This is a genomic window from Stenotrophomonas sp. YJH_SMC_33 (assembly GCF_059372295.1).
Map to the genome: position 1 here is coordinate 211,850 of NZ_JCAFVJ010000003.1, position 17,852 is coordinate 229,701.

The following is a 17,852-nucleotide window of genomic DNA, read 5'->3' on the forward strand; positions in this document are numbered from 1 at the left end:
GACACAAAAAAAGGGACGGAGGGGATTAAGTCGCTTGTGCATTTGCGACTTAATCCCCTCCGTCCCCTTTTTTGGGGCTACAGCGGACGCTTGCTCGGGTCGCCGGGCAGTTCGCGCACCAGTTTCGGGATCAGATAACCGGACAGGCGCGCGGTCAGGCCGGCAATCAGCGCCTTGGCCTGGGCGTCATCCACTTCGAAGTGGGCCACGCCCTCGACCCGGTCCAACTGATGCAGGTAGTAGGGAAGCACGCCGGCGTCGAAGCTGCGCTCGCTCAGGTCCTGCAGGGCCTGCACGCTGTCATTGACCCCGCGCAGCAACACCGCCTGGTTCAGCAGTTGGGCGCCGGTAGCGCGCAGGCGGGCCATCGCCGCGTCCACGCTGGCGTCGAATTCATTGGCATGGTTGGCGTGGACCACGATCGCCAGCGGCCAGGGCAGACTGCCCAGCCAGGAGACCAGCTCATCGTCCACGCGCTCGGGCAGCACGATCGGCAGCCGGGTGTGGATGCGCAGGCGGTGGATATGCGGGATGGCGCGCAGGGCATCGGTCAGTTCGACCAGCTTGTGCGTGGCCAGCGACAGTGGGTCACCGCCGGACAGGATCACCTCGTCGATGTCCGGGTCGGCGGCGATGGCGGCTACGGCCTCCTGCCAGCCACCCTTGGCGGCGTTCTCCGCGCCATAGTCGAAGTGGCGGCGGAAGCAGTAGCGGCAGTTGATCGCGCAGCTGCCGGTGGCGACCAGCAGGGCGCGGCCACGGTACTTCTGGATGACGCCGGTGGCCTTCCTGGCGGCGCCATCGCCCACCGCATCGAAACTGAACCCGGGCGCGGGACGCATTTCCTCGTCGATCGGCAGCACCTGGCGCAGCAGCGGATCGGCCGGATCACCCTTGCGCATGCGGGCCACGAACCCCTCCGGTACGCGCAGCGCGAACTGGGCCATTGCCGCTTCCGAGACGCCCAGCGCGGCCGGGTCCAGCTGCAGCCGGGCCAGCAGGGCCTGTGGGTCGCGCAGTGCCTGGCGCCAGAGCTGCTGCCAGCGCGCGGGCGCGCCTGGCGACTGGGGCCGGGGGAAGGCGGAAAGCTGCATGGAGAGGGGGCCTGCGGTTATCATGGGGGCAGAAAAACAGTCGCCCACCGGCATCCGGTGGGCTTTCCATTCTAACGGCTCGCCGCACCCGCGGCGTTTCTGCCACTCAGGAGTTTACGCATGGCCAGCTACGGCATGAACGACGTCAAGAACGGGATGAAGATCCTGGTCAACAACCAACCGGCCGTCATCATCGACACCGAATACGTCAAGCCGGGCAAGGGCCAGGCCTTCACCCGCGTGAAGTACCGCCTGATCAAGGACGGCCGTACCCAGGAAGTGACCATGAAGTCGACCGACTCGCTGGATGCAGCCGACGTCGTCGACACCGACATGAACTTCATGTACAGCGATGGCGAGTACTGGCACTTCATGGATCCGGAATCCTTCGAGCAGGTCCAGGCCACCAAGGCCGGCATGGGCGGCGCCGAGAAGTGGCTGAAGGGCGAGGAGTCCTGCGTGGTCACCCTGTGGAACGGTGAGCCGATCTTCGTGCAGCCGCCGAACTTCGTCGAGCTGAAGATCACCGAGACCGATCCGGGCGTCCGTGGCGACACCTCGGGCGGCGGCGGCAAGCCGGCCACCCTGGAAACCGGCGCCGTGGTCCGCGTGCCGCTGTTCGTCAACCAGGACGAAGTGATCCGCGTCGACACCCGTTCGGGCGAGTACTCCGCACGCGTCAAGTAATCCGGCGCAGCCGGATTACCTGTAGAGCCGAGCCATGCTCGGCTTTCCGGGCATAACCCGGAACCCGTTGCTGGCGCCCATGGCGCCGCAGCGGACAGCCGCCGGGCATGGCCCGGCGCTACCGCCTCCCGCCAGGCCCTTCTCCAATAGCCAGTGAGCCCGCATGAGCGATAGCCCGCACCTCCCCGAAGCCTGCGACCTGCTCATCGAAGCCGGTTACGTCGTTCCGATCGAGCCGCATGCGGTGGTGCTGGAAGACCATGCCGTCGCCGTGCGTGGCAGCGAGATCGTGGCCATCCTGCCGCGTGCCGAGGCGCGCGCGCGCTTCCGTGCCGCCCAGGTAGTCAGTCGCCCCGAGGCCGCGCTGATGCCGGGTCTGGTCAACGCCCACACGCACAACCCGATGACCCTGCTGCGCGGCGTCGCCGACGACCTGCCGCTGATGACCTGGCTGCAGCAGCACATCTGGCCGGTGGAAGCGGCGGTGATCGGCCCCGAATTCGTTGCCGACGGCACCACCCTGGCCATCGCCGAGATGCTGCGCGGCGGCACCACCTGCGCCAACGAGAACTACTTCTTCGGCGACGTGCAGGCCGCGGTCTACAAGAAACACGGTTTCCGCGCGCTGGTGGGCGCGGTCATCATCGATTTCCCCACCGCCTGGGCCAAGACCGACGACGAGTACTTCGCCAAGGCCGGTGAACTGCACGACCAGTGGCGCACCGATCCGCTGATCGCCACCGCGTTCGCGCCGCATGCGCCTTACACGGTCAACGATGCCAACTTCGAGCGGGTGCGGATGCTGTCCGACCAGCTCGACATGCAGGTGCATCTGCATACCCACGAGACCGCGCAGGAAATCAACGATTCGATCAGGCTGCACGGCCAGCGCCCGCTGGCGCGGCTGGATCGGCTCGGCCTGGTCAACGACCGCCTGATTGCGGTGCACATGACCCAGCTGACCGATGCAGAAATCCACCTGTGCGCCGAGCGCGGCGTGAGCGTGGTGCATTGCCCCGAATCCAACCTGAAGCTGGCCTCCGGTTTCTGCCCGGCCTGCGCCCTGCAGCGCGCAGGCGTGAACCTGGCGATCGGTACCGATGGCTGCGCCAGCAACAACGACCTGGACATGTTCAGCGAGAACCGCACCGCGGCGATCCTGGCCAAGGCCGTGGCCGACGACGCCACTGCACTGGATGCGGCAACCACGCTGCGCGCGTCCACGCTGGGTGGCGCACGCGCGCTGGGCTTCGGTGACCGCATCGGCTCGATCGAAGTCGGCAAGCAGGCCGACCTGGTCTGCGTCGACCTGTCTGCGCTGGAAACCCAGCCGCTGCACAACGTGCTGTCGCAACTGGTGTACGCCACCGGCCGCCAGCAGGTCAGCGACGTCTGGATCGCCGGCAAGCCGAAGCTGGTGCAGCGCGAGCTGGTCGGCATGGACCTGCCGGGCATCATCGCCAACGCGCGCCAGTGGCGCGAGCGCATCCGTCATATCCGCGCCTGATCCCTGGCGCCGCAAGGACCCCTCATGACTGCCCCCCACGCTTCCTCCAATTTCGATCAGGCCGAGCTGGACAAGTTCGCCGCGCTGGCCAACCGCTGGTGGGACGCTGACGGCCCGCAGAAGCCGCTGCACGCACTGAATCCGGTGCGCCTGAAGTACGTGGCCGATCGCGTGCCGCTGCGCGGCGCACGCGTACTCGATATCGGTTGCGGTGGCGGCCTGTTGAGCGAAGCGCTGGCCCAGGCCGGCGCCGACGTCACCGCCATCGACCTGGCCCCGGAGCTGGTGAAGGTCGCGCGCCTGCATGCGCTGGAAAGCGGCGCCAAGGTCGACTACCGCGTGCAGGCTGCCGAGGATCTGGCCGCCGAGCAGCCGGGCAGTTTCGATGTGGTCACCTGCATGGAAATGCTCGAGCACGTGCCAGACCCGGGTGCGATCATCGAGGCCTGCAAGCGCCTGCTGAAGCCGGGCGGCCACCTGTTCCTGTCGACCATCAACCGCACCGCGGCCGCCTTCGCGGTGGCGATTGTCGGCGCCGAGTACGTGGCGCGCCTGCTGCCCAAGGGCACGCACCACTACCAGGAATTCATCAAGCCGGCCGAGTTGGCGCGCTGGCTGCGCGAGGCCGACCTGCAGCTGGTGGATGTCAGCGGCATGGCCTACGAGCCGTGGCGCAACCATGCCCGCCTGAGCAGCCGCACCGACATCAACTATCTGGCCTACGCGGTCAAGCCGGCATGACCTCTGCACGCTTCCCGCGCGCGGTGCTGTTCGATCTGGATGGCACCTTGCTGGACAGCGCGCCGGACTTCGTCGCTACCTGCAACGCGATGCTGGCCGAACGTGGTCGTGCACCCATCGATCCGGCCGCACTGCGCCCGGTGGTGTCGAAGGGCTCGCGGGCGATGGTCTCGGCTGCCTTCCCGGAACTGGACGTCGCCGCACGTGACGCGCTGATCCCGGAATTCCTGCAGCGCTACGAAGCGCTGATCGGCCAGCACGCAGTGCTGTTCGACGGCGTGGCCGGCATGCTCGCCGCGCTGGATGAGGCCGGTACGGTGTGGGGCATCGTCACCAACAAGCCGGAGTACCTGGCGCGCCTGATCCTGCCGCAACATGGTTGGCAGCAGCGTTGCGCGGTGCTGGTCGGCGGTGACAGCCTGGCCGAGCGCAAGCCTCACCCGCTGCCGCTGCTGCACGCTGCGCAGGCCATTGGCGTTGCTGCCGAAGACTGCGTGTACGTGGGTGACGACGAGCGCGACATCATCGCCGCGCGGGCCGCGGCCATGCCGTCGGTGGCGGCGCTGTGGGGTTACCGCCTGCACAGCGACGATCCGCTGGCCTGGCAGGCCGACGTGCTGGTCGAGAACGCTGAACTTCTGCAACTGGCCAGTCTCTGGCCGACCCGGCCGGCAGCCCCGGCCCAGCCGTAAGGAATGGTGTAGTGAGCAGTACCGCGCTGGACAGTTTCCTCGACAAGTGGCGCAGCCGTTGGCCGGAATGGTCGGTGGCCGCCCCGTTCGTGGCCGAATCGCAACGCGAGCTGGCCGTGGCGTGGTTTGCGCTGCTGCAGGAGTTCGACGACATGCTCAACACCAGCGGCGACCCGTTGCCGGCCGACGCCAAGCTGGCGTGGTGGGGCGAGGAGCTGCGCAGTTGGGCCGGGCATCGTTCGCGCCATCCGCTGGGCCGGCTGCTGGAGCCGGTGCGTGCGCCGTGGGCGCAGTTGGCCGAAGCGCTGCCGGATCTGGTTGAAGCACGCACCGTCGCGCCCGATGCAGCCGGCGCCGAGCGCGCGCTGGCCAACTACGCCGAGGCCGTAGCCGCAGTGGAGGCAACCTTGTTCGCGGACAAGCCGCGCACCGGTGCCGGTCGCGCGGTGCAGCTGCAGACCCTGGCCCAGCGCCTGCAGGATGCCGGCGTGGCCGGTGTGCCGCGCAGCCTGCTGGACGGTGATGCCAGCACCGCTGCGCAGCGCTGGGCGCAGCATCTGTTGAAGGGGTGGGGCACCCGCGTGCCCGGCCCGCGCCCGCGCCGCGTGTGGTCCAGCCTGGCACGTGCCCGTGTGGCCGCGCAGGCCGCAGGCAAGCCAATCGAAGCCACTCCGGTGCGCACCCTGCTGCGCGTGTGGTGGGCGGCGCGCGGTTGATCCCGCGCCCCGCCGGGCATGGCCCGGCGCTACCTCGCGCGGTTGATTGAATGCTGTCTGCAGAGCCGAGCCCATGCTCGGCTCATCTCTGCGCGACAGCAGCCGAGCGTGGGCTCGGCTCTACAACAGTGGCTCACCGCTGCACCGGGCGATGGGCGTTATTTGCGCTCCAGCACCAGCAGCGGGTCGATACGGGTCTCGAACCAGTTCATGCCCCAGTGCAGGTGCGGGCCGGTGGCACGGCCGGTGGCGCCGACGGCAGCGATCACCTGGCCCTGCTCCACACGTTCGCCGACTTTTACGTCGATGCGCGACAGGTGCAGGAAGTTGGAGCTGACCCCGAAACCGTGGTCGAGCAGCAGCGTGCCACCGGTCAGGTACAGGTCGGGGCCGGCGAAGGTGACGATGCCGGCGGCCGGTGCCTTTACCGGCGTGCCGGTCGGCACCGCGATGTCCATGCCGGAATGACCGGCACCGGGCTGGCCGTTGTACACCCTCGCATTGCCGAAGCGGCCGCTGATGCGGCCCTGGACCGGCCAGATGAAGGTCTGGGTGAAGTCGGTACGGTCGTCGTCGCGCGAACGTGCAGCGGTTACCTGCGCCTGTTCGCGCTTGATCCGCTCGGCAATCGCCGCCGGCGGATTCACCGTCTTCGGTGGCACCCCGTTGACCCGCTCGGTGGGCCAGTCGCGCGGCGTCACCGCGATGGTTGCGGTCTCGCTGCCACCATCGGGGCGTTGCACCTGCACGTGCAGCGGACCCTTCTCGTCGCGGCCGATGCCGAACACGACGCTGCCATAGCCGCTCACCCGCAGCTGGCGGCCGGCGTACTGCACGCGGCTGCCAGCGGGCACCTTGCCGATCACCAGCGCGCCCTGTGACGCACTGGCCGGGAACACCACGCGGCTGTCGATCAGGCTGCCGATGCCGTCCTGTGCCTGCGCCGACGGTGCGGTGAACAGGGGCGCGGCCAGCAGCAGCGCTCCGAACAGAAGTGCCGAACGCATCAGCGGTCGTAGGTCATGCGCTGGCCGGCGGGTTCGCCCACCAGCTTGCTGCCGTCCCACACCAGCTGGCCGTTGACCCAGGTGGAGGCGATGCGCGAGCGGAAAGTGGTGCCTTCAAACGGCGACCAGCCGCACTTGGACAGCACGTCCTCGCGCTTGACGGTGAACGGCACGTCCTCCACCAGCACCAGGTCGGCAAAGTAGCCTTCGCGCAGGAAGCCGCGTTCTTCCACGTCGAACAGCTGCGCCGGCGCATGTGCGAATTTCTGCACCACCTGCTCGCGGGTCAGCTTGCCTTCGTGCACCCGCTCCAGCGCGGCCACCAGCGCGTACTGCACCAGCGGCAGGCCCGACGGCGCCTGCGCGTAGGGCTTCTGCTTCTCCTCCCAGGTGTGCGGCGCGTGGTCGGTGGCCAGCACGTCCAGCACGTCATCGGCCAGTGCAGCGGTGATTGCCTCGCGGTCGGACACTTCCTTGATCGCCGGGTTGCACTTGATCAGGTTGCCCTTGGTCGCGTAGTCCGGGCGCGCGAAGTGCAGGAAGTGCACGCAGGTTTCGGCGGTGATCTGCTTGCGGCTGCCATCGGCGCGGATCAGCGGGCCCTTCTCGAACAGCGCCAGCTCGTCGGCGGTGGAGATGTGCAGCACATGCAGGCGGGTGCCGTGCTTGCGCGCCAGCGACATCGCCAGGCGGGTCGACTTGATGCAGGCCTCGCGCGAACGGATATCCGGATGCATGTCCGGGGTCAGCGCGTCGCCGTACTTTTCCTGGAAGGCCTTCAGGTTGGCATCGATCATCGGCGTGTCTTCGCAGTGCGTGATGATCGGGGTCGGGCATTCGCGGAAGATCGCATCCAGCGTTTCCGGGTTGTCCACCAGCATGTTGCCGGTAGAGGCGCCCATGAACACCTTCACGCCCGGGGCCTTCTTCGGGTCCAGCGCACGGATCGCTTCGAGGTTGTCATTGCTGGCGCCATGGTAGAAGCCGTAGTTGGCCCAGGCGCGGCCGCGCGCGAGCTCGTACTTGGCTTCCAGGATGGTTGAATCCAGCGTCGGCGGGTTGGTGTTGGGCATGTCCATGAAGCTGGTCAGGCCACCGGCCACGGCCGCCGCCGATTCGCTGGCGATGTCGCCCTTGTGGGTCAGGCCCGGTTCGCGGAAGTGCACCTGGTCATCGATCATGCCGGGAAGCAGCCAGCGCCCGGCCGCGTCCACCACCTGCTCGCCGTCGCGCGGCGCCAGCCCATTGCCGATCTGCGCGATGCGGCCGTTCTCGATGCGCAGGTCGCCGTCGAAGGTGCGGCCTTCGTTGACCATCCGGGCGTTGGTGATGAGGGTGGAGGACATGTCAGTGTTTTCCTGTGCAACGGCAAGAGGGGGCGTGGTTGGATTCGGGCACCGGGTCGAAGCCGCCGGGGTGGAACGGGTGGCAGCGGCCCAGCCGGCGCGCAGCCAGCCAGCTGCCGCGCAGCGGGCCGTGCCGCGAGATGGCTTCCATCGCGTATTCAGAACAGCTCGGCACGAAACGGCAGCGTGGCCCCAGCAGGGGGCTGATGAAGCGCTTGTAGAAGCGCAGCAGGGCAATGAGCAGGCGCGAGATCACCCAGTCATCTTATGCCAGTTGGCATGAAGGCCGCATTTGTGCAGGATGGGCCGTTGGTCGCATGTCGCCGATGGCCTGCGACCGGTACCAGCACCTTCGGGTGCTGGCCAGGTTCCGTACCGCGCAAGGCGGTCCGTGTTCGTCGGACTGCCCATTGGGCGCCTTGGCTCCAGGACTGAATGGGGCAGGGTGCCGAGGTTGCTGCTGCGGGTCGGGTAGGCTATAAAGGCCCGCTTTCCCGGGCCCCGGGGAATCCAAGGAAGAGCGTTTCGTGGCTGCTAAAAAAACTGCAAAGAAGGCCGCAACGGCCGCCAAGAAAACCGCCAAGCCTGTTGTGAAGAAGTTGGCGGCAAAGCCCGTTGCCAAGAAGCCGGCCAGCAAGCCGGCGACCAAGGCAGCGTCCTCGCAACCGGCGGCCAGGAAGGCCACCGCAAAGAAAACGCCGGTCAAGGCAACCAAGCCGGTGGCGAAGAAGGCCGCTGCGCCCGCCAAGGCCAAGCCAGCCGCTGCCAGCAAGAAGGCGCCGGTGAAGAAGACCGTCAGCAAGGCTGCGCCGGTGAAGAAAGCTGCCGCCAAGCCGGTGGCCAAGAAGGCCGCCGCCAAGCCGGCGCCGAAGGCGGTGGTGAAGAAGGCTGCAGCCAAGCCGGTCGCCAAGCCCGTAGCAAAGAAGGTCGCTGCGGCCAAGCCGGTCGCCACGCCTGCCGCTGTAAAGAAGGGTGCCAAGAATGTTGCCGCACCGGCCGTAAAGCCGGCCCCGGCCCCAGTAGTGAAGTCCGCACCGAAGCCTGCTGCCAAGCCGGCTCCGGCCAAGCCTGTCCCGGCCAAGACCGTGGCAGTGGCAGCAGCCCAACCGGCCTCCAAGCCGGCCCCGGCCGCCGCTCCTGCCGCTTCGAAGGCCCCGCAATCCAAGAATCCCGTGCCCGTTTCGAAATCGCCTGCCAAAACCGCCGTGAAATCCGATTCCGCCCCGAAGACCGTGTCGCGCCCTGTCGGCAAGGTTGCCGTGGCCGTCGCCGCCCGCTCGGCAGCACCGGCCCCGCGCAGCAAGTACAAGGTGGTCGAATACAAGACCGACGAGGCCACCGGCCGCCCGATCCTGCCGGCTGGCTACAAGCCGTCCTCGGAAGAGGAATACATGAGCCCGCTGCAGCAGGAGTACTTCCGTCAGCGTCTGCAGAACTGGCGCGCGGACCTGGTGGAAGAGTCCAAGCAGACCATCGAGAATCTTCGTGAGGAAGTGCGTGACATCGGCGATGAAGCCGAGCGCGCGACCCGCGAGACCGAGAACTCGCTGGAACTGCGTACCCGCGACCGCTACCGCAAGCTGATCGGCAAGATCGACAGCACCCTGAAGCGCCTGGAAGCGGGCGACTACGGTTACTGCGTCGACACCGGTGAAGAAATCGGCCTGGAGCGCCTCGAAGCGCGCCTCACGGCTGAACGCACCATCGACGCCCAGGAGCGTTGGGAGCACCTGCAGAAGCAGCAGGGCGACTGATTCCTGCTCGTTGTGTGGTCATGCGAAAAACCCGGCCTCGGCCGGGTTTTTTGTTGGGGTGGTTGGCTGAGTAGAACGGCGCCTTCCGCGTATCAGAGGGAGCCTGCGGGTGGGGCCGGGCAGGACACGCTGCAAGTACATCCCTGTAAGCTCGGCCGCGGCATCCATGCCGCGGACGGTCCTGCCCGGACCCACCCGCAGGCTCTCGCCGGTTTCCTGCGTGCGCGGCCGATGTAGAGCCGAGCCCACGCTCGGCTCAGGCCGCCAAGAGCGGTCATGCGTGCGCTCGCGGCTGTTGAGTCCGCCTTGTAGCGAGCCGAGCACCGCAGGGGAATCAAGGGCGAAGAGGCCGCTCTATCCTGTAGAGCCGACTGCTAGTCGGCTGGCTCTCCGCGCCGTCCCCTGATTCACCGAGGAGCACAGGGCACCGGCGCGCAGCGCCGGCTCGCGGATGGCGGAGCGTTTCTTTGGTTACTTTCTTTTCGCGAAAAGAAAGTGACACCCCGCCGCGGTCGCGGAAAAGGGCTGCCGGGCATGGCCCGGCGCTACCAATGCGTCGGCGCACGTAAAGCGGCTGTCGCGGAAACGACGAGCCGACGCTACTGCAGATCACGCAAATTCAGTTTCCGCAGCGTCGGGTTCTTCCACGCGGTGATCCCGGCCACGCTCAGCACCGCAAACCCACCCAGCACCACGGCCGGCACCAGGCCGAGCAGCTTCGCCATCGTGCCGGCATAGAACGCGCCCAGCTCGTTGGACGAACTGATGAAGATGCCGTTGATCGACGACACCCGGCCGCGCATCTCTTCCGGCGTGGCCAACTGCAGGATGGTCGATCGGATCACCACCGAGATGCCATCGAAGGCCCCGTAGAACAGCAGGATCAGCGCTGACAGCCAGAAGTGCTGCGACAGGCCGAAGCCGATCACGCACAGGCCGAAACCGGCCACCGCGAACAGCAACACGCGGCCGGCATTGCGGTGCAGCGGGTGGCGGGCCAGCCACAGGCCCACGCACACCGAGCCGAGCGCCGGCATCGCGCGCAGGATGCCCAGGCCTTCCGGACCGTGGTGCAGGATCTCGTGCAGGAAGGCCGGCAGCATCGCCACCACGCCGCCCAGCAGCACCGAGAACATGTCCAGCGCCATCGCCCCGACCATGATCCGGTTGCCGACCACGAAGCGCGCGCCTTCGGCGATGCTCTTGAAGATCGGCGCGGCCGGACCGGTGTGCACCGGTTCTTCCACCTTCAATGTAGCCAGGCAGGCCATCGCCACCAGCGCAAAGGCCGTAGCCACCGCGTAGGAGAGGCCCTTGCCGCCGAAGCCGACCAGCACGCCGCCCAGCGCCGGGCCGGCGACCATGCCGGCCTGGAACACCACCGCGCCGAGGCCTGCGCCGCGCGCGAACTGATCGCGGGCCAGCACGCGGGCGAACAGTGCGTTGTAGATAGGTGACAGGAAGGCGCGGACCATGCCGGTCAGGGCGATGGCTGCATAGATGGGCCACACGTCTTCAAACGGCAGCCAGCCCTTGGCCACGCTGGTCAGTACCAGCGCGGTGGCGATCAGCCCGGAACAGGCCGCCATGCCCAACCGACGCCGCGGCAGATGGTCGACCAGGTAGCCGGCGAATGGCGCCACGCAAAAGAACGGCAGCACCTCGGCCAGGCCGATCAGGCCCAGCGAGAACGGATTGCGGGTGACTTCGTAGATGTGCCAGCCGACGGTGACTGCCACCACCTGGTAGGACAGCATCGCGAAGATGCGGTAGGCCAGCAGCTTGGCGAAGCCGGGCCGGGACAGCAGGCCCAGCGCGGTGTCCTCGGCTGTGGCAGGCTCGTTCACGACGGATCGCGCTGCAGCTGGGTCTGCGCGGTCTCGCGGATGAAGGCCAGCATCGCAGCCACACCATTGCTGCGGGTCGGAGACAGGTGGCGGGCCAGGCCGATGTCCTGGATATAGCTCGGTTCGGTGTCCAGGATCTCCCGCGCCGAGCGCCCGGAGTACACGCGCAGCGCCAGGAAGATCAGGCCGGAGACGATGGCCGAATCACTGATGGCATGGAAGCGCAGCGACTGCGCATTGCCTTCCGGCACGATCCAGACCATCGACTGGCAGCCGAGCAGGCGATGCTCTTCGGTCTTCCATTCTTCCGGGAAGGCCGGCAGCTTGCGGCCGAGGTCGATCAGGTACTGGTAGCGCTCGGACCAGTCGCCGAAGAAGCCGAATTCCTCGGCGATGGCGGTCTGGGCCTCGGCGGCGGTGGGTTCAAGCGGGAACGGGGAGTCGGTCACAACAGTCTCTACAGTGGGGGCGTGGCCGGCGGGCCGGCCACGGGGCAGGGCAGCAGGTCAGCCGCGCTTGCGCGACCAGCGCACGCCCTGCGGGGTGTCTTCCAGCACGATGCCTTCGGCGGCCAACTGGTCGCGGATGGCATCGGAACGGGCGAAGTCGCGCGCCTTCTTGGCCGCAGCGCGCTCGTCGATCAGGCCCTGGATACGGGCATCGTCGCCGTCAGCGCCCGCAGCGGTACCAAACCACTGCGCCGGATCGGCCTGCAGAAGGCCCAGTGCCAGGCCGGCACCGAGCAGCTCGGCCTTCAGGCGCGACTGTTCGGCCGGGTCCGTGGCACGACGCGCCTCGGCCGCGATGCGGGCCACTTCGGCCAGCGCCTGCGGGGTGTTGAGGTCGTCGTCGAGGGTCGCTTCGACCGTGGCCGGAATCACCGCGCTGGCCTCGACCGAGGCCAGTTCGCGCAGGGTGCCGTACAGGCGGTCCAGCGTACGCACCGACTGTTCGATCAGCGCATCGGACCAGTCCAGCGGTTGACGGTAGTGGGCCGACAGCAGGGCCAGGCGCAGTGCCTCCGGCGGATGCTGGCGAACCAGGTCATGCACGCGCTCGATGTTGCCCAGTGACTTGCTCATCTTGGCGCCGCCGAAGTTGAGCATGCCGTTGTGCAGCCAGTAGCGGGCGAAGATCCTGCCGCCATGCGCGCATTCGCTCTGCGCGATCTCGTTTTCATGGTGCGGGAACTGCAGGTCGACGCCGCCGGCATGGATGTCGATGGTCTCGCCCAGGTGGGCGGCGGCCATCGCCGAGCATTCGATGTGCCAGCCCGGGCGGCCACGGCCCCAGGGCGATTCCCAGCCGGGCAGGTCGTCGCTGGATGGCTTCCACAGCACGAAATCGCCCGGATCACGCTTGTAGGGGGCGACATCGACGCGGGCGCCAGCCAGCATTTCTTCCGGGTCGCGGCGGGAGAGCTTGCCGTAGCCATCGAAGCTGGCCACCGCAAACAGCACGTGGCCTTCGGCGGCATAGGCATGACCACTGGCGATCAACTGCTCGATCATGGTGATGATCTGCGGCATGTGCGCGGTCACTTCCGGTTCGATGTCAGGCGGCACCACGCCCAGCGCGGCCATGTCTTCACGGTAGGCGGCGGCGAACCTGTCGGTGATGGTGCTGATCGGCACCCCCTGCTCGCGCGCGGCGGTGTTGATCTTGTCGTCCACGTCGGTGATGTTGCGGGCGTAGCGCAGTGCGCCGAAACGCCGCCGCAGCAGGTCGGCCAGCACCCCGAACACCACCGGGCCACGGGCGTTGCCGATGTGCACGTAGTTGTAGACCGTGGGGCCGCACACATACAGGGTCGGACAGGCCGGGTCGAGCGGGGTGAACGGTTCGAGCTGGCGAGTCAGGTTGTTGTGCAGGCGCAGGGTCATGGGGCTGTGGCTGGGGGACAAGTCTGTGATTTTAGAACGTGTCGCTCCCTTTGGGGGCGCTGGTTGCCACCGGTGGACGCCGGAGGGAGCCAGGGTGGGGTGGGCAGGAGCGGCGTGGACGGGTAATGTTCAGCCCCTTGCGCTCGCCACTGCCTACACTATCGCCGTGTCCTTGCTCCCGTCGCCACTGAAATCCACCGCATTGCTGACCCTGGCCTGCCTGTCGGCGCTGCCCGCCGTGGTGCTGGCGCAGGAGGCCGAGCCCCGCAACCGGGTGGTGATCGTGGAGAACGTGAAGTTCGACTACGCCCAGGTACTGAACGTCGAGCCGGTATTCCAGACCCTGCGCGCGACCCGTACCGAGGAGCATTGCGAGCCGGTGTCGACCCGCACCCTGGCCCCGGTCAACGTGACCGGCGAGGAGCCGGTCGAGGACAAGGGCCGGATCAGCCGTTTCTGGGACTCGGTGCGCTCGATATTCAAGCGCAGCGACGAGGAGCCCTCCGAAGAGGCCGGCCCCGAAACGCCGGCCCCGGCGCCTGCCAACAATGGCCCGATGCTGACCCGTGACTGCCGCATCGTGCCGGTGGGGCGTGAATTCCGCCGGCCCATCGCCTACGACGTGGACTACGTCTACAAGGGCACCAAGTATCGGTCGCGGCTGCCGGAAGACCCGGGCAACCGGCTCAAGATCCGGGTGTCGATCACCCCCTGGGTCGGTCCTGAGCAGGGCGCCGCCGGCAATCCCTGATTCTGCGACCCCGGCCCCTTGCGCCGGTCACGGCCGCATGCAAAGATATTCGGCCATGAAGCTCACCGACTTCCAGCACGACAGCAGCGCAGCCCGACAGGCGTCGGGCATGACCTCGCGTGCGCGTCGACCGGAACCCCACATTCTCGCTGGGTAACCGGAGCTTTTTGCTGTTCGTCCGAAAAAAACCCAGCCCGCCGGCTGGGTTTTTTCGTTTCCGCGTTCTGAAAGCTGCAACTGCAACCTTTTCGTTTCACCTTTGCTTCCTGTTTTCCCTTCCACCGCGTCGAACCCGGCGCCGCCACGCAAGGAAAGAAGATGTCCCCCAAGCACTTCCTGAACACCCAGGACTGGAGCCGCAGCGATCTCGACGCATTGCTGACCCAGGCCGCGCTGTTCAAGCGCAACAAGCTCGGCGACCAGCTCAAGGGCAAGTTGATCGCGCTGGTGTTCTTCAACCCGTCCATGCGCACCCGCACCAGCTTCGAACTGGGCGCGTTCCAGCTCGGCGCCCATGCGGTGGTGCTGCAGCCGGGCAAGGATGCGTGGCCGATCGAGTTCAACCTCGGCACGGTGATGGACGGCGATACCGAGGAACACATCGCGGAAGTGGCCAAGGTGCTGGGCCGTTACTGCGACATCATCGCCGTGCGTGCGTTCCCGAAGTTCCAGGACTGGGCGTACGACCGCCAGGACATCGTCCTCAACAGCTTCGCCAGGTATTCGCCGGTGCCGGTCATCAACATGGAGACCATCACCCACCCGTGCCAGGAGCTGGCGCACATCATGGCGCTGCAGGAGCACTTCGGCACCCAGGACCTGCGTGGCAAGAAGTACGTGCTGACCTGGACCTACCACCCCAAGCCGCTCAACACCGCCGTGGCCAACTCGGCGCTGACCATCGCCACCCGCATGGGCATGGACGTGACACTGCTTTGCCCGACCGCCGACTACATCCTCGACGAGCGCTACATGGGCTGGGCCGAGCAGAACGTGGCCGAAAGCGGTGGTTCGCTGAAGATCAGCCATGATGTCGACAGCGCCTACGCCGGCGCCGACGTGGTTTACGCCAAGAGCTGGGGAGCGCTGCCGTTCTTTGGCAACTGGGAACCGGAAAAGCCGATCCGCGACCAGTTCAAGCACTTCATCGTCGACGAACGCAAGATGGCGCTGACCAACAACGGTGTGTTCAGCCACTGCCTGCCGCTGCGTCGCAACGTGAAGGCCACCGATGCGGTGATGGATTCGCCGCAGTGCATCGCCATCAACGAAGCCGAGAACCGCCTGCACGTGCAGAAGGCGATCATGGCCGCGGTTGCCGGGCGCTGATTTTTTCCGATTCAATCATTTCCGCCGGGCACGGCCCGGCGCTACCAGGACATACCCTCCCCATGAGCAATAAAGACGTCGTTCTCGCCTTCTCCGGCGGCCTGGATACCAGCTTCTGCGTGCCCTACCTGCAGGAGCGTGGCTACAACGTGCACACCGTGTTCGCCGACACCGGCGGCGTGGATGATGAAGAGCGCGATTTCATCGAGAAGCGTGCCGCCGAGCTGGGCGTGACCAGCCATGTCACTGTGAACGGTGGCCCGGCGATCTGGGAAGGCTTCGTCAAGCCGTTCGTGTGGGCCGGCGAAGGCTACCAGGGCCAGTACCCGCTGCTGGTGTCGGACCGCTACCTGATCGTGGATGCCGCGCTGAAGCGTGCCGCCGAACTGGGCACCAACATCATCGCCCACGGCTGCACCGGCATGGGCAATGACCAGGTCCGCTTCGACCTGGCCGTGAAGGCGCTGGGTGACTACCAGATCATCGCGCCGATCCGCGAGATCCAGAAGGAACACACCCAGACCCGTGCCTACGAGCAGAAATACCTGGAAGAGCGCGGCTTCGGCGTGCGCGCCAAGCAGCAGGCCTACACCATCAACGAGAACCTGCTGGGCGTGACCATGTCCGGTGGCGAGATCGACCGTTGGGAAGCCCCGGGCGAAGGTGCGCGTGGCTGGTGCTCGCCGCGCAGCGAATGGCCGGAACAAGCGCTGACCGTCACCCTGAAGTTCATTGAAGGCGAAGCGGTTGAACTGAACGGCAAGGCGCTGCCGGGCGACCAGATCCTGGCCCAGCTCAACAAGCTGTTCGCCCCGTACGGCGTCGGTCGCGGCGTGTACACCGGCGACACGGTGATCGGCCTGAAGGGCCGCATCGTGTTCGAGGCCCCGGGCCTGGTCTCGCTGCTGGCCGCACACCGCGCGCTGGAAGATGCGGTGCTGACCAAGCAGCAGAACCGCTTCAAGCCGGACGTGGCACGCAAGTGGGTGGAGCTGGTGTACGAAGGCTTCTACCACGACCCGCTGAAGACCGACATCGAAGCCTTCCTGAAGTCCTCGCAGGCCAAGGTCAACGGTGAAGTGGTGCTGGAAACCCGTGGTGGCCGCGTCGATGCGGTGGCCGTGAAGTCGCCGCACCTGCTCAACACCAAGGGTGCCACCTACGCGCAGTCGGCCGACTGGGGCGTGGAGGAGGCTGAAGGCTTCATCAAGCTGTTCGGTATGAGCTCGACGCTTTACGCGCAAGTCAATCGCTGAGCGATTGAATTGCGCGCGCGTCTCCCGCGCATTCCACCTCAACCCTGCGCCGTTGGCGCGCCCCCTTCAACAAGAAGGGGGCTCTCCACCAGATGCATCACGGTAGCGCCGGGCCATGCCCGGCGGAATTCCACAGGATCTTTGTTTCATGCTTGAACAGACGCTCGATCACCTGCAGGTCCTGGTGTCCTTCGACACCCGCAACCCGCCGCGCGCGATCACCACCGGTGGCATCTTCGATTACCTGCGCGCGAACCTGCCCGGCTTCAACGTCGAGGTGATCGACCACGGCGCCGGTGCGGTCAGCCTGTACGCCGTGCGCGGGACGCCGAAGTACCTGTTCAACGTACATCTTGATACCGTGCCCGATTCGCCGCACTGGAGCGCCGACCCGCACGTGATGCGCCGCCTGGACGACCGCGTGGTCGGTCTGGGCGTGTGTGACATCAAGGGCGCGGCCGCCGCACTGGTGGCCGCAGCCAATGCCAGCGACGGTGACGCGGCCTTCCTGTTCTCCAGCGATGAAGAAGCCAACGATCCGCGCTGCATCGCCGCGTTCCTGGCCCGTGGCCTGCCGTATGAAGCGGTGCTGGTGGCCGAGCCGACCATGAGCGAAGCGGTGCTGGCGCATCGCGGCATCAGCTCGGTGCTGATGCAGTTCGCCGGTCGTGCAGGGCACGCCTCGGGCAAGCAGGATGCGGCTGCCAGTGCGCTGCACCAGGCGATGCGCTGGGGCAACCGCGCGCTGGACCATGTGGAATCGCTGGCTTCGGCACGCTTCGGTGGGCTGACCGGCCTGCGCTTCAACATCGGCCGCGTCGAAGGCGGGATCAAGGCCAACATGATCGCGCCCGCTGCCGAAGTGCGCTTCGGTTTCCGGCCGCTGCCGTCGATGAACATCGACGCGTTGCTGGCCACCTTCGCCGGGTTCGCCGAGCCGGAAGCGGCGGTATTCACCGAGACCTTCCGTGGCCCCAGCCTGCCGGCCGGCGACATCGCCGAAGCCGAGAACCGCCGCCTGCTGGCGCGCGATGTGGCCGACGCGCTCGAGCTGCCGATCGGCAACGCCGTGGACTTCTGGACCGAGGCCTCGCTGTTCTCCGCCGCCGGTTACACCACCCTGGTGTTTGGCCCGGGCGATATTGCCCAGGCCCACACCGCCGATGAGTTCGTGACGCTGGACCAGCTGCAGCGCTACACCGACGCCGTGCACCGCATCATCGCCGCCGGCGCCTGATTCTT

General features: G+C 67.1%; 17 protein-coding genes. 10 read left to right on the forward strand and 7 right to left on the reverse strand.

The window, feature by feature from the left end; all coding sequences use genetic code 11:
* Positions 1–77 precede the first annotated feature (77 nt).
* On the reverse strand, positions 78–1,118 hold the full coding sequence (gene epmB, locus AC5P9W_RS07685) for an EF-P beta-lysylation protein EpmB (RefSeq protein ID WP_152525815.1): 1,041 nt from the start codon (positions 1,116–1,118) through the stop codon (positions 78–80).
* A gap of 96 nt (positions 1,119–1,214) precedes the next feature.
* Here epmB and efp point away from each other — a divergent pair, with 96 nt between their 5' ends.
* From efp to AC5P9W_RS07710, 5 genes are all read left to right on the forward strand, one after another.
* A complete protein-coding gene (gene efp / locus AC5P9W_RS07690; protein WP_005410381.1) occupies positions 1,215–1,781 on the forward strand; it encodes an elongation factor P in 567 nt (188 codons plus the stop codon).
* A gap of 163 nt (positions 1,782–1,944) precedes the next feature.
* Positions 1,945–3,288 (forward strand): TRZ/ATZ family hydrolase, encoded by a 1,344-nt coding sequence (locus tag AC5P9W_RS07695; RefSeq protein ID WP_019660513.1) that lies wholly within the window; start codon positions 1,945–1,947, stop codon positions 3,286–3,288.
* Between the two features lie 24 nt (positions 3,289–3,312).
* Positions 3,313–4,029, forward strand: coding sequence for a bifunctional 2-polyprenyl-6-hydroxyphenol methylase/3-demethylubiquinol 3-O-methyltransferase UbiG (gene ubiG, locus AC5P9W_RS07700; RefSeq protein ID WP_188249615.1), 717 nt, complete (start codon positions 3,313–3,315; stop codon positions 4,027–4,029).
* Positions 4,026–4,721: a phosphoglycolate phosphatase gene (locus AC5P9W_RS07705; protein WP_021204179.1), complete on the forward strand. Its 696-nt coding sequence runs from the start codon at positions 4,026–4,028 to the stop codon at positions 4,719–4,721. The genes ubiG and AC5P9W_RS07705 overlap by 4 nt, the downstream gene beginning before the upstream one ends.
* Before the next feature lie 11 nt (positions 4,722–4,732).
* The gene (locus tag AC5P9W_RS07710) at positions 4,733–5,437 is read left to right on the forward strand and encodes a squalene/phytoene synthase family protein (RefSeq protein WP_019660510.1); all 705 of its coding nucleotides are present in this window, start codon (positions 4,733–4,735) and stop codon (positions 5,435–5,437) included.
* A gap of 158 nt (positions 5,438–5,595) precedes the next feature.
* Here the strand turns inward: AC5P9W_RS07710 and AC5P9W_RS07715 are convergent, their stop codons facing one another.
* The 3 genes from AC5P9W_RS07715 to yidD are packed head-to-tail and all read right to left on the reverse strand — an operon-like array spanning position 5,596 to position 8,046.
* The gene (locus tag AC5P9W_RS07715; RefSeq protein WP_457894722.1) at positions 5,596–6,444 is read right to left on the reverse strand and encodes a M23 family metallopeptidase; all 849 of its coding nucleotides are present in this window, start codon (positions 6,442–6,444) and stop codon (positions 5,596–5,598) included.
* The gene (locus AC5P9W_RS07720) at positions 6,444–7,790 is read right to left on the reverse strand and encodes a dihydroorotase (protein WP_111097867.1); all 1,347 of its coding nucleotides are present in this window, start codon (positions 7,788–7,790) and stop codon (positions 6,444–6,446) included. The genes AC5P9W_RS07715 and AC5P9W_RS07720 overlap by 1 nt, the downstream gene beginning before the upstream one ends.
* 1 nt (position 7,791) lies before the next feature.
* Complete coding sequence (gene yidD / locus AC5P9W_RS07725) at positions 7,792–8,046, reverse strand: membrane protein insertion efficiency factor YidD (protein ID WP_010486626.1); 255 nt, start codon at positions 8,044–8,046, stop codon at positions 7,792–7,794.
* A gap of 271 nt (positions 8,047–8,317) precedes the next feature.
* Between yidD and dksA the strand changes: the two genes are divergently transcribed.
* Positions 8,318–9,544, forward strand: coding sequence for an RNA polymerase-binding protein DksA (gene dksA / locus AC5P9W_RS07730; RefSeq protein ID WP_111097866.1), 1,227 nt, complete (start codon positions 8,318–8,320; stop codon positions 9,542–9,544).
* Positions 9,545–10,143: 599 nt separating this feature from the next.
* Here the strand turns inward: dksA and AC5P9W_RS07735 are convergent.
* The 3 genes from AC5P9W_RS07735 to cysS are packed head-to-tail and all read right to left on the reverse strand — an operon-like array spanning position 10,144 to position 13,274.
* A complete protein-coding gene (locus AC5P9W_RS07735) occupies positions 10,144–11,391 on the reverse strand; it encodes an MFS transporter (protein ID WP_021204182.1) in 1,248 nt (415 codons plus the stop codon).
* Entirely contained in the window at positions 11,388–11,840 is a 453-nt protein-coding gene (locus AC5P9W_RS07740) for a SufE family protein (RefSeq protein WP_021204183.1), read from the reverse strand. Before AC5P9W_RS07740 ends, AC5P9W_RS07735 begins: the two co-directional genes overlap by 4 nt.
* A gap of 57 nt (positions 11,841–11,897) precedes the next feature.
* Positions 11,898–13,274 (reverse strand): cysteine--tRNA ligase, encoded by a 1,377-nt coding sequence (gene cysS, locus AC5P9W_RS07745; RefSeq protein WP_021204184.1) that lies wholly within the window; start codon positions 13,272–13,274, stop codon positions 11,898–11,900.
* A gap of 187 nt (positions 13,275–13,461) precedes the next feature.
* On the opposite strand from cysS, the gene AC5P9W_RS07750 reads away from it, so the two are divergent.
* The 4 genes from AC5P9W_RS07750 to AC5P9W_RS07765 all read left to right on the forward strand — a co-directional run bounded on the left by AC5P9W_RS07750 (position 13,462) and on the right by AC5P9W_RS07765 (position 17,847).
* A complete protein-coding gene (locus AC5P9W_RS07750) occupies positions 13,462–14,025 on the forward strand; it encodes a glycine zipper 2TM domain-containing protein (RefSeq protein WP_026347073.1) in 564 nt (187 codons plus the stop codon).
* 318 nt (positions 14,026–14,343) lie between these two features.
* Positions 14,344–15,354 carry an N-acetylornithine carbamoyltransferase gene (locus AC5P9W_RS07755; protein WP_495219008.1) on the forward strand — a complete coding sequence of 337 codons (1,011 nt, stop codon included), beginning with the start codon at positions 14,344–14,346 and terminating at the stop codon, positions 15,352–15,354.
* Positions 15,355–15,416: 62 nt separating this feature from the next.
* Complete coding sequence (locus AC5P9W_RS07760) at positions 15,417–16,610, forward strand: argininosuccinate synthase (RefSeq protein ID WP_019660501.1); 1,194 nt, start codon at positions 15,417–15,419, stop codon at positions 16,608–16,610.
* Between the two features lie 148 nt (positions 16,611–16,758).
* Positions 16,759–17,847 (forward strand): acetylornithine deacetylase, encoded by a 1,089-nt coding sequence (locus AC5P9W_RS07765; protein ID WP_111097865.1) that lies wholly within the window; start codon positions 16,759–16,761, stop codon positions 17,845–17,847.
* Positions 17,848–17,852 lie beyond the last annotated feature (5 nt).

Coding starts and splice junctions, on each gene's coding strand:
- epmB (WP_152525815.1), bottom strand. CDS start 1,118: ATGATAACCGCAGGCCCCCTCTCCATGCAGCTTTCCGCCTTCCCCCGG.
- efp (WP_005410381.1), top strand. CDS start 1,215: ATGGCCAGCTACGGCATGAACGACGTCAAGAACGGGATGAAGATCCTG.
- AC5P9W_RS07695 (WP_019660513.1), top strand. CDS start 1,945: ATGAGCGATAGCCCGCACCTCCCCGAAGCCTGCGACCTGCTCATCGAA.
- ubiG (WP_188249615.1), top strand. CDS start 3,313: ATGACTGCCCCCCACGCTTCCTCCAATTTCGATCAGGCCGAGCTGGAC.
- AC5P9W_RS07705 (WP_021204179.1), top strand. CDS start 4,026: ATGACCTCTGCACGCTTCCCGCGCGCGGTGCTGTTCGATCTGGATGGC.
- AC5P9W_RS07715 (WP_457894722.1), bottom strand. CDS start 6,444: ATGCGTTCGGCACTTCTGTTCGGAGCGCTGCTGCTGGCCGCGCCCCTG.
- AC5P9W_RS07720 (WP_111097867.1), bottom strand. CDS start 7,790: ATGTCCTCCACCCTCATCACCAACGCCCGGATGGTCAACGAAGGCCGC.
- cysS (WP_021204184.1), bottom strand. CDS start 13,274: ATGACCCTGCGCCTGCACAACAACCTGACTCGCCAGCTCGAACCGTTC.
- AC5P9W_RS07755 (WP_495219008.1), top strand. CDS start 14,344: ATGTCCCCCAAGCACTTCCTGAACACCCAGGACTGGAGCCGCAGCGAT.
- AC5P9W_RS07760 (WP_019660501.1), top strand. CDS start 15,417: ATGAGCAATAAAGACGTCGTTCTCGCCTTCTCCGGCGGCCTGGATACC.
- AC5P9W_RS07765 (WP_111097865.1), top strand. CDS start 16,759: ATGCTTGAACAGACGCTCGATCACCTGCAGGTCCTGGTGTCCTTCGAC.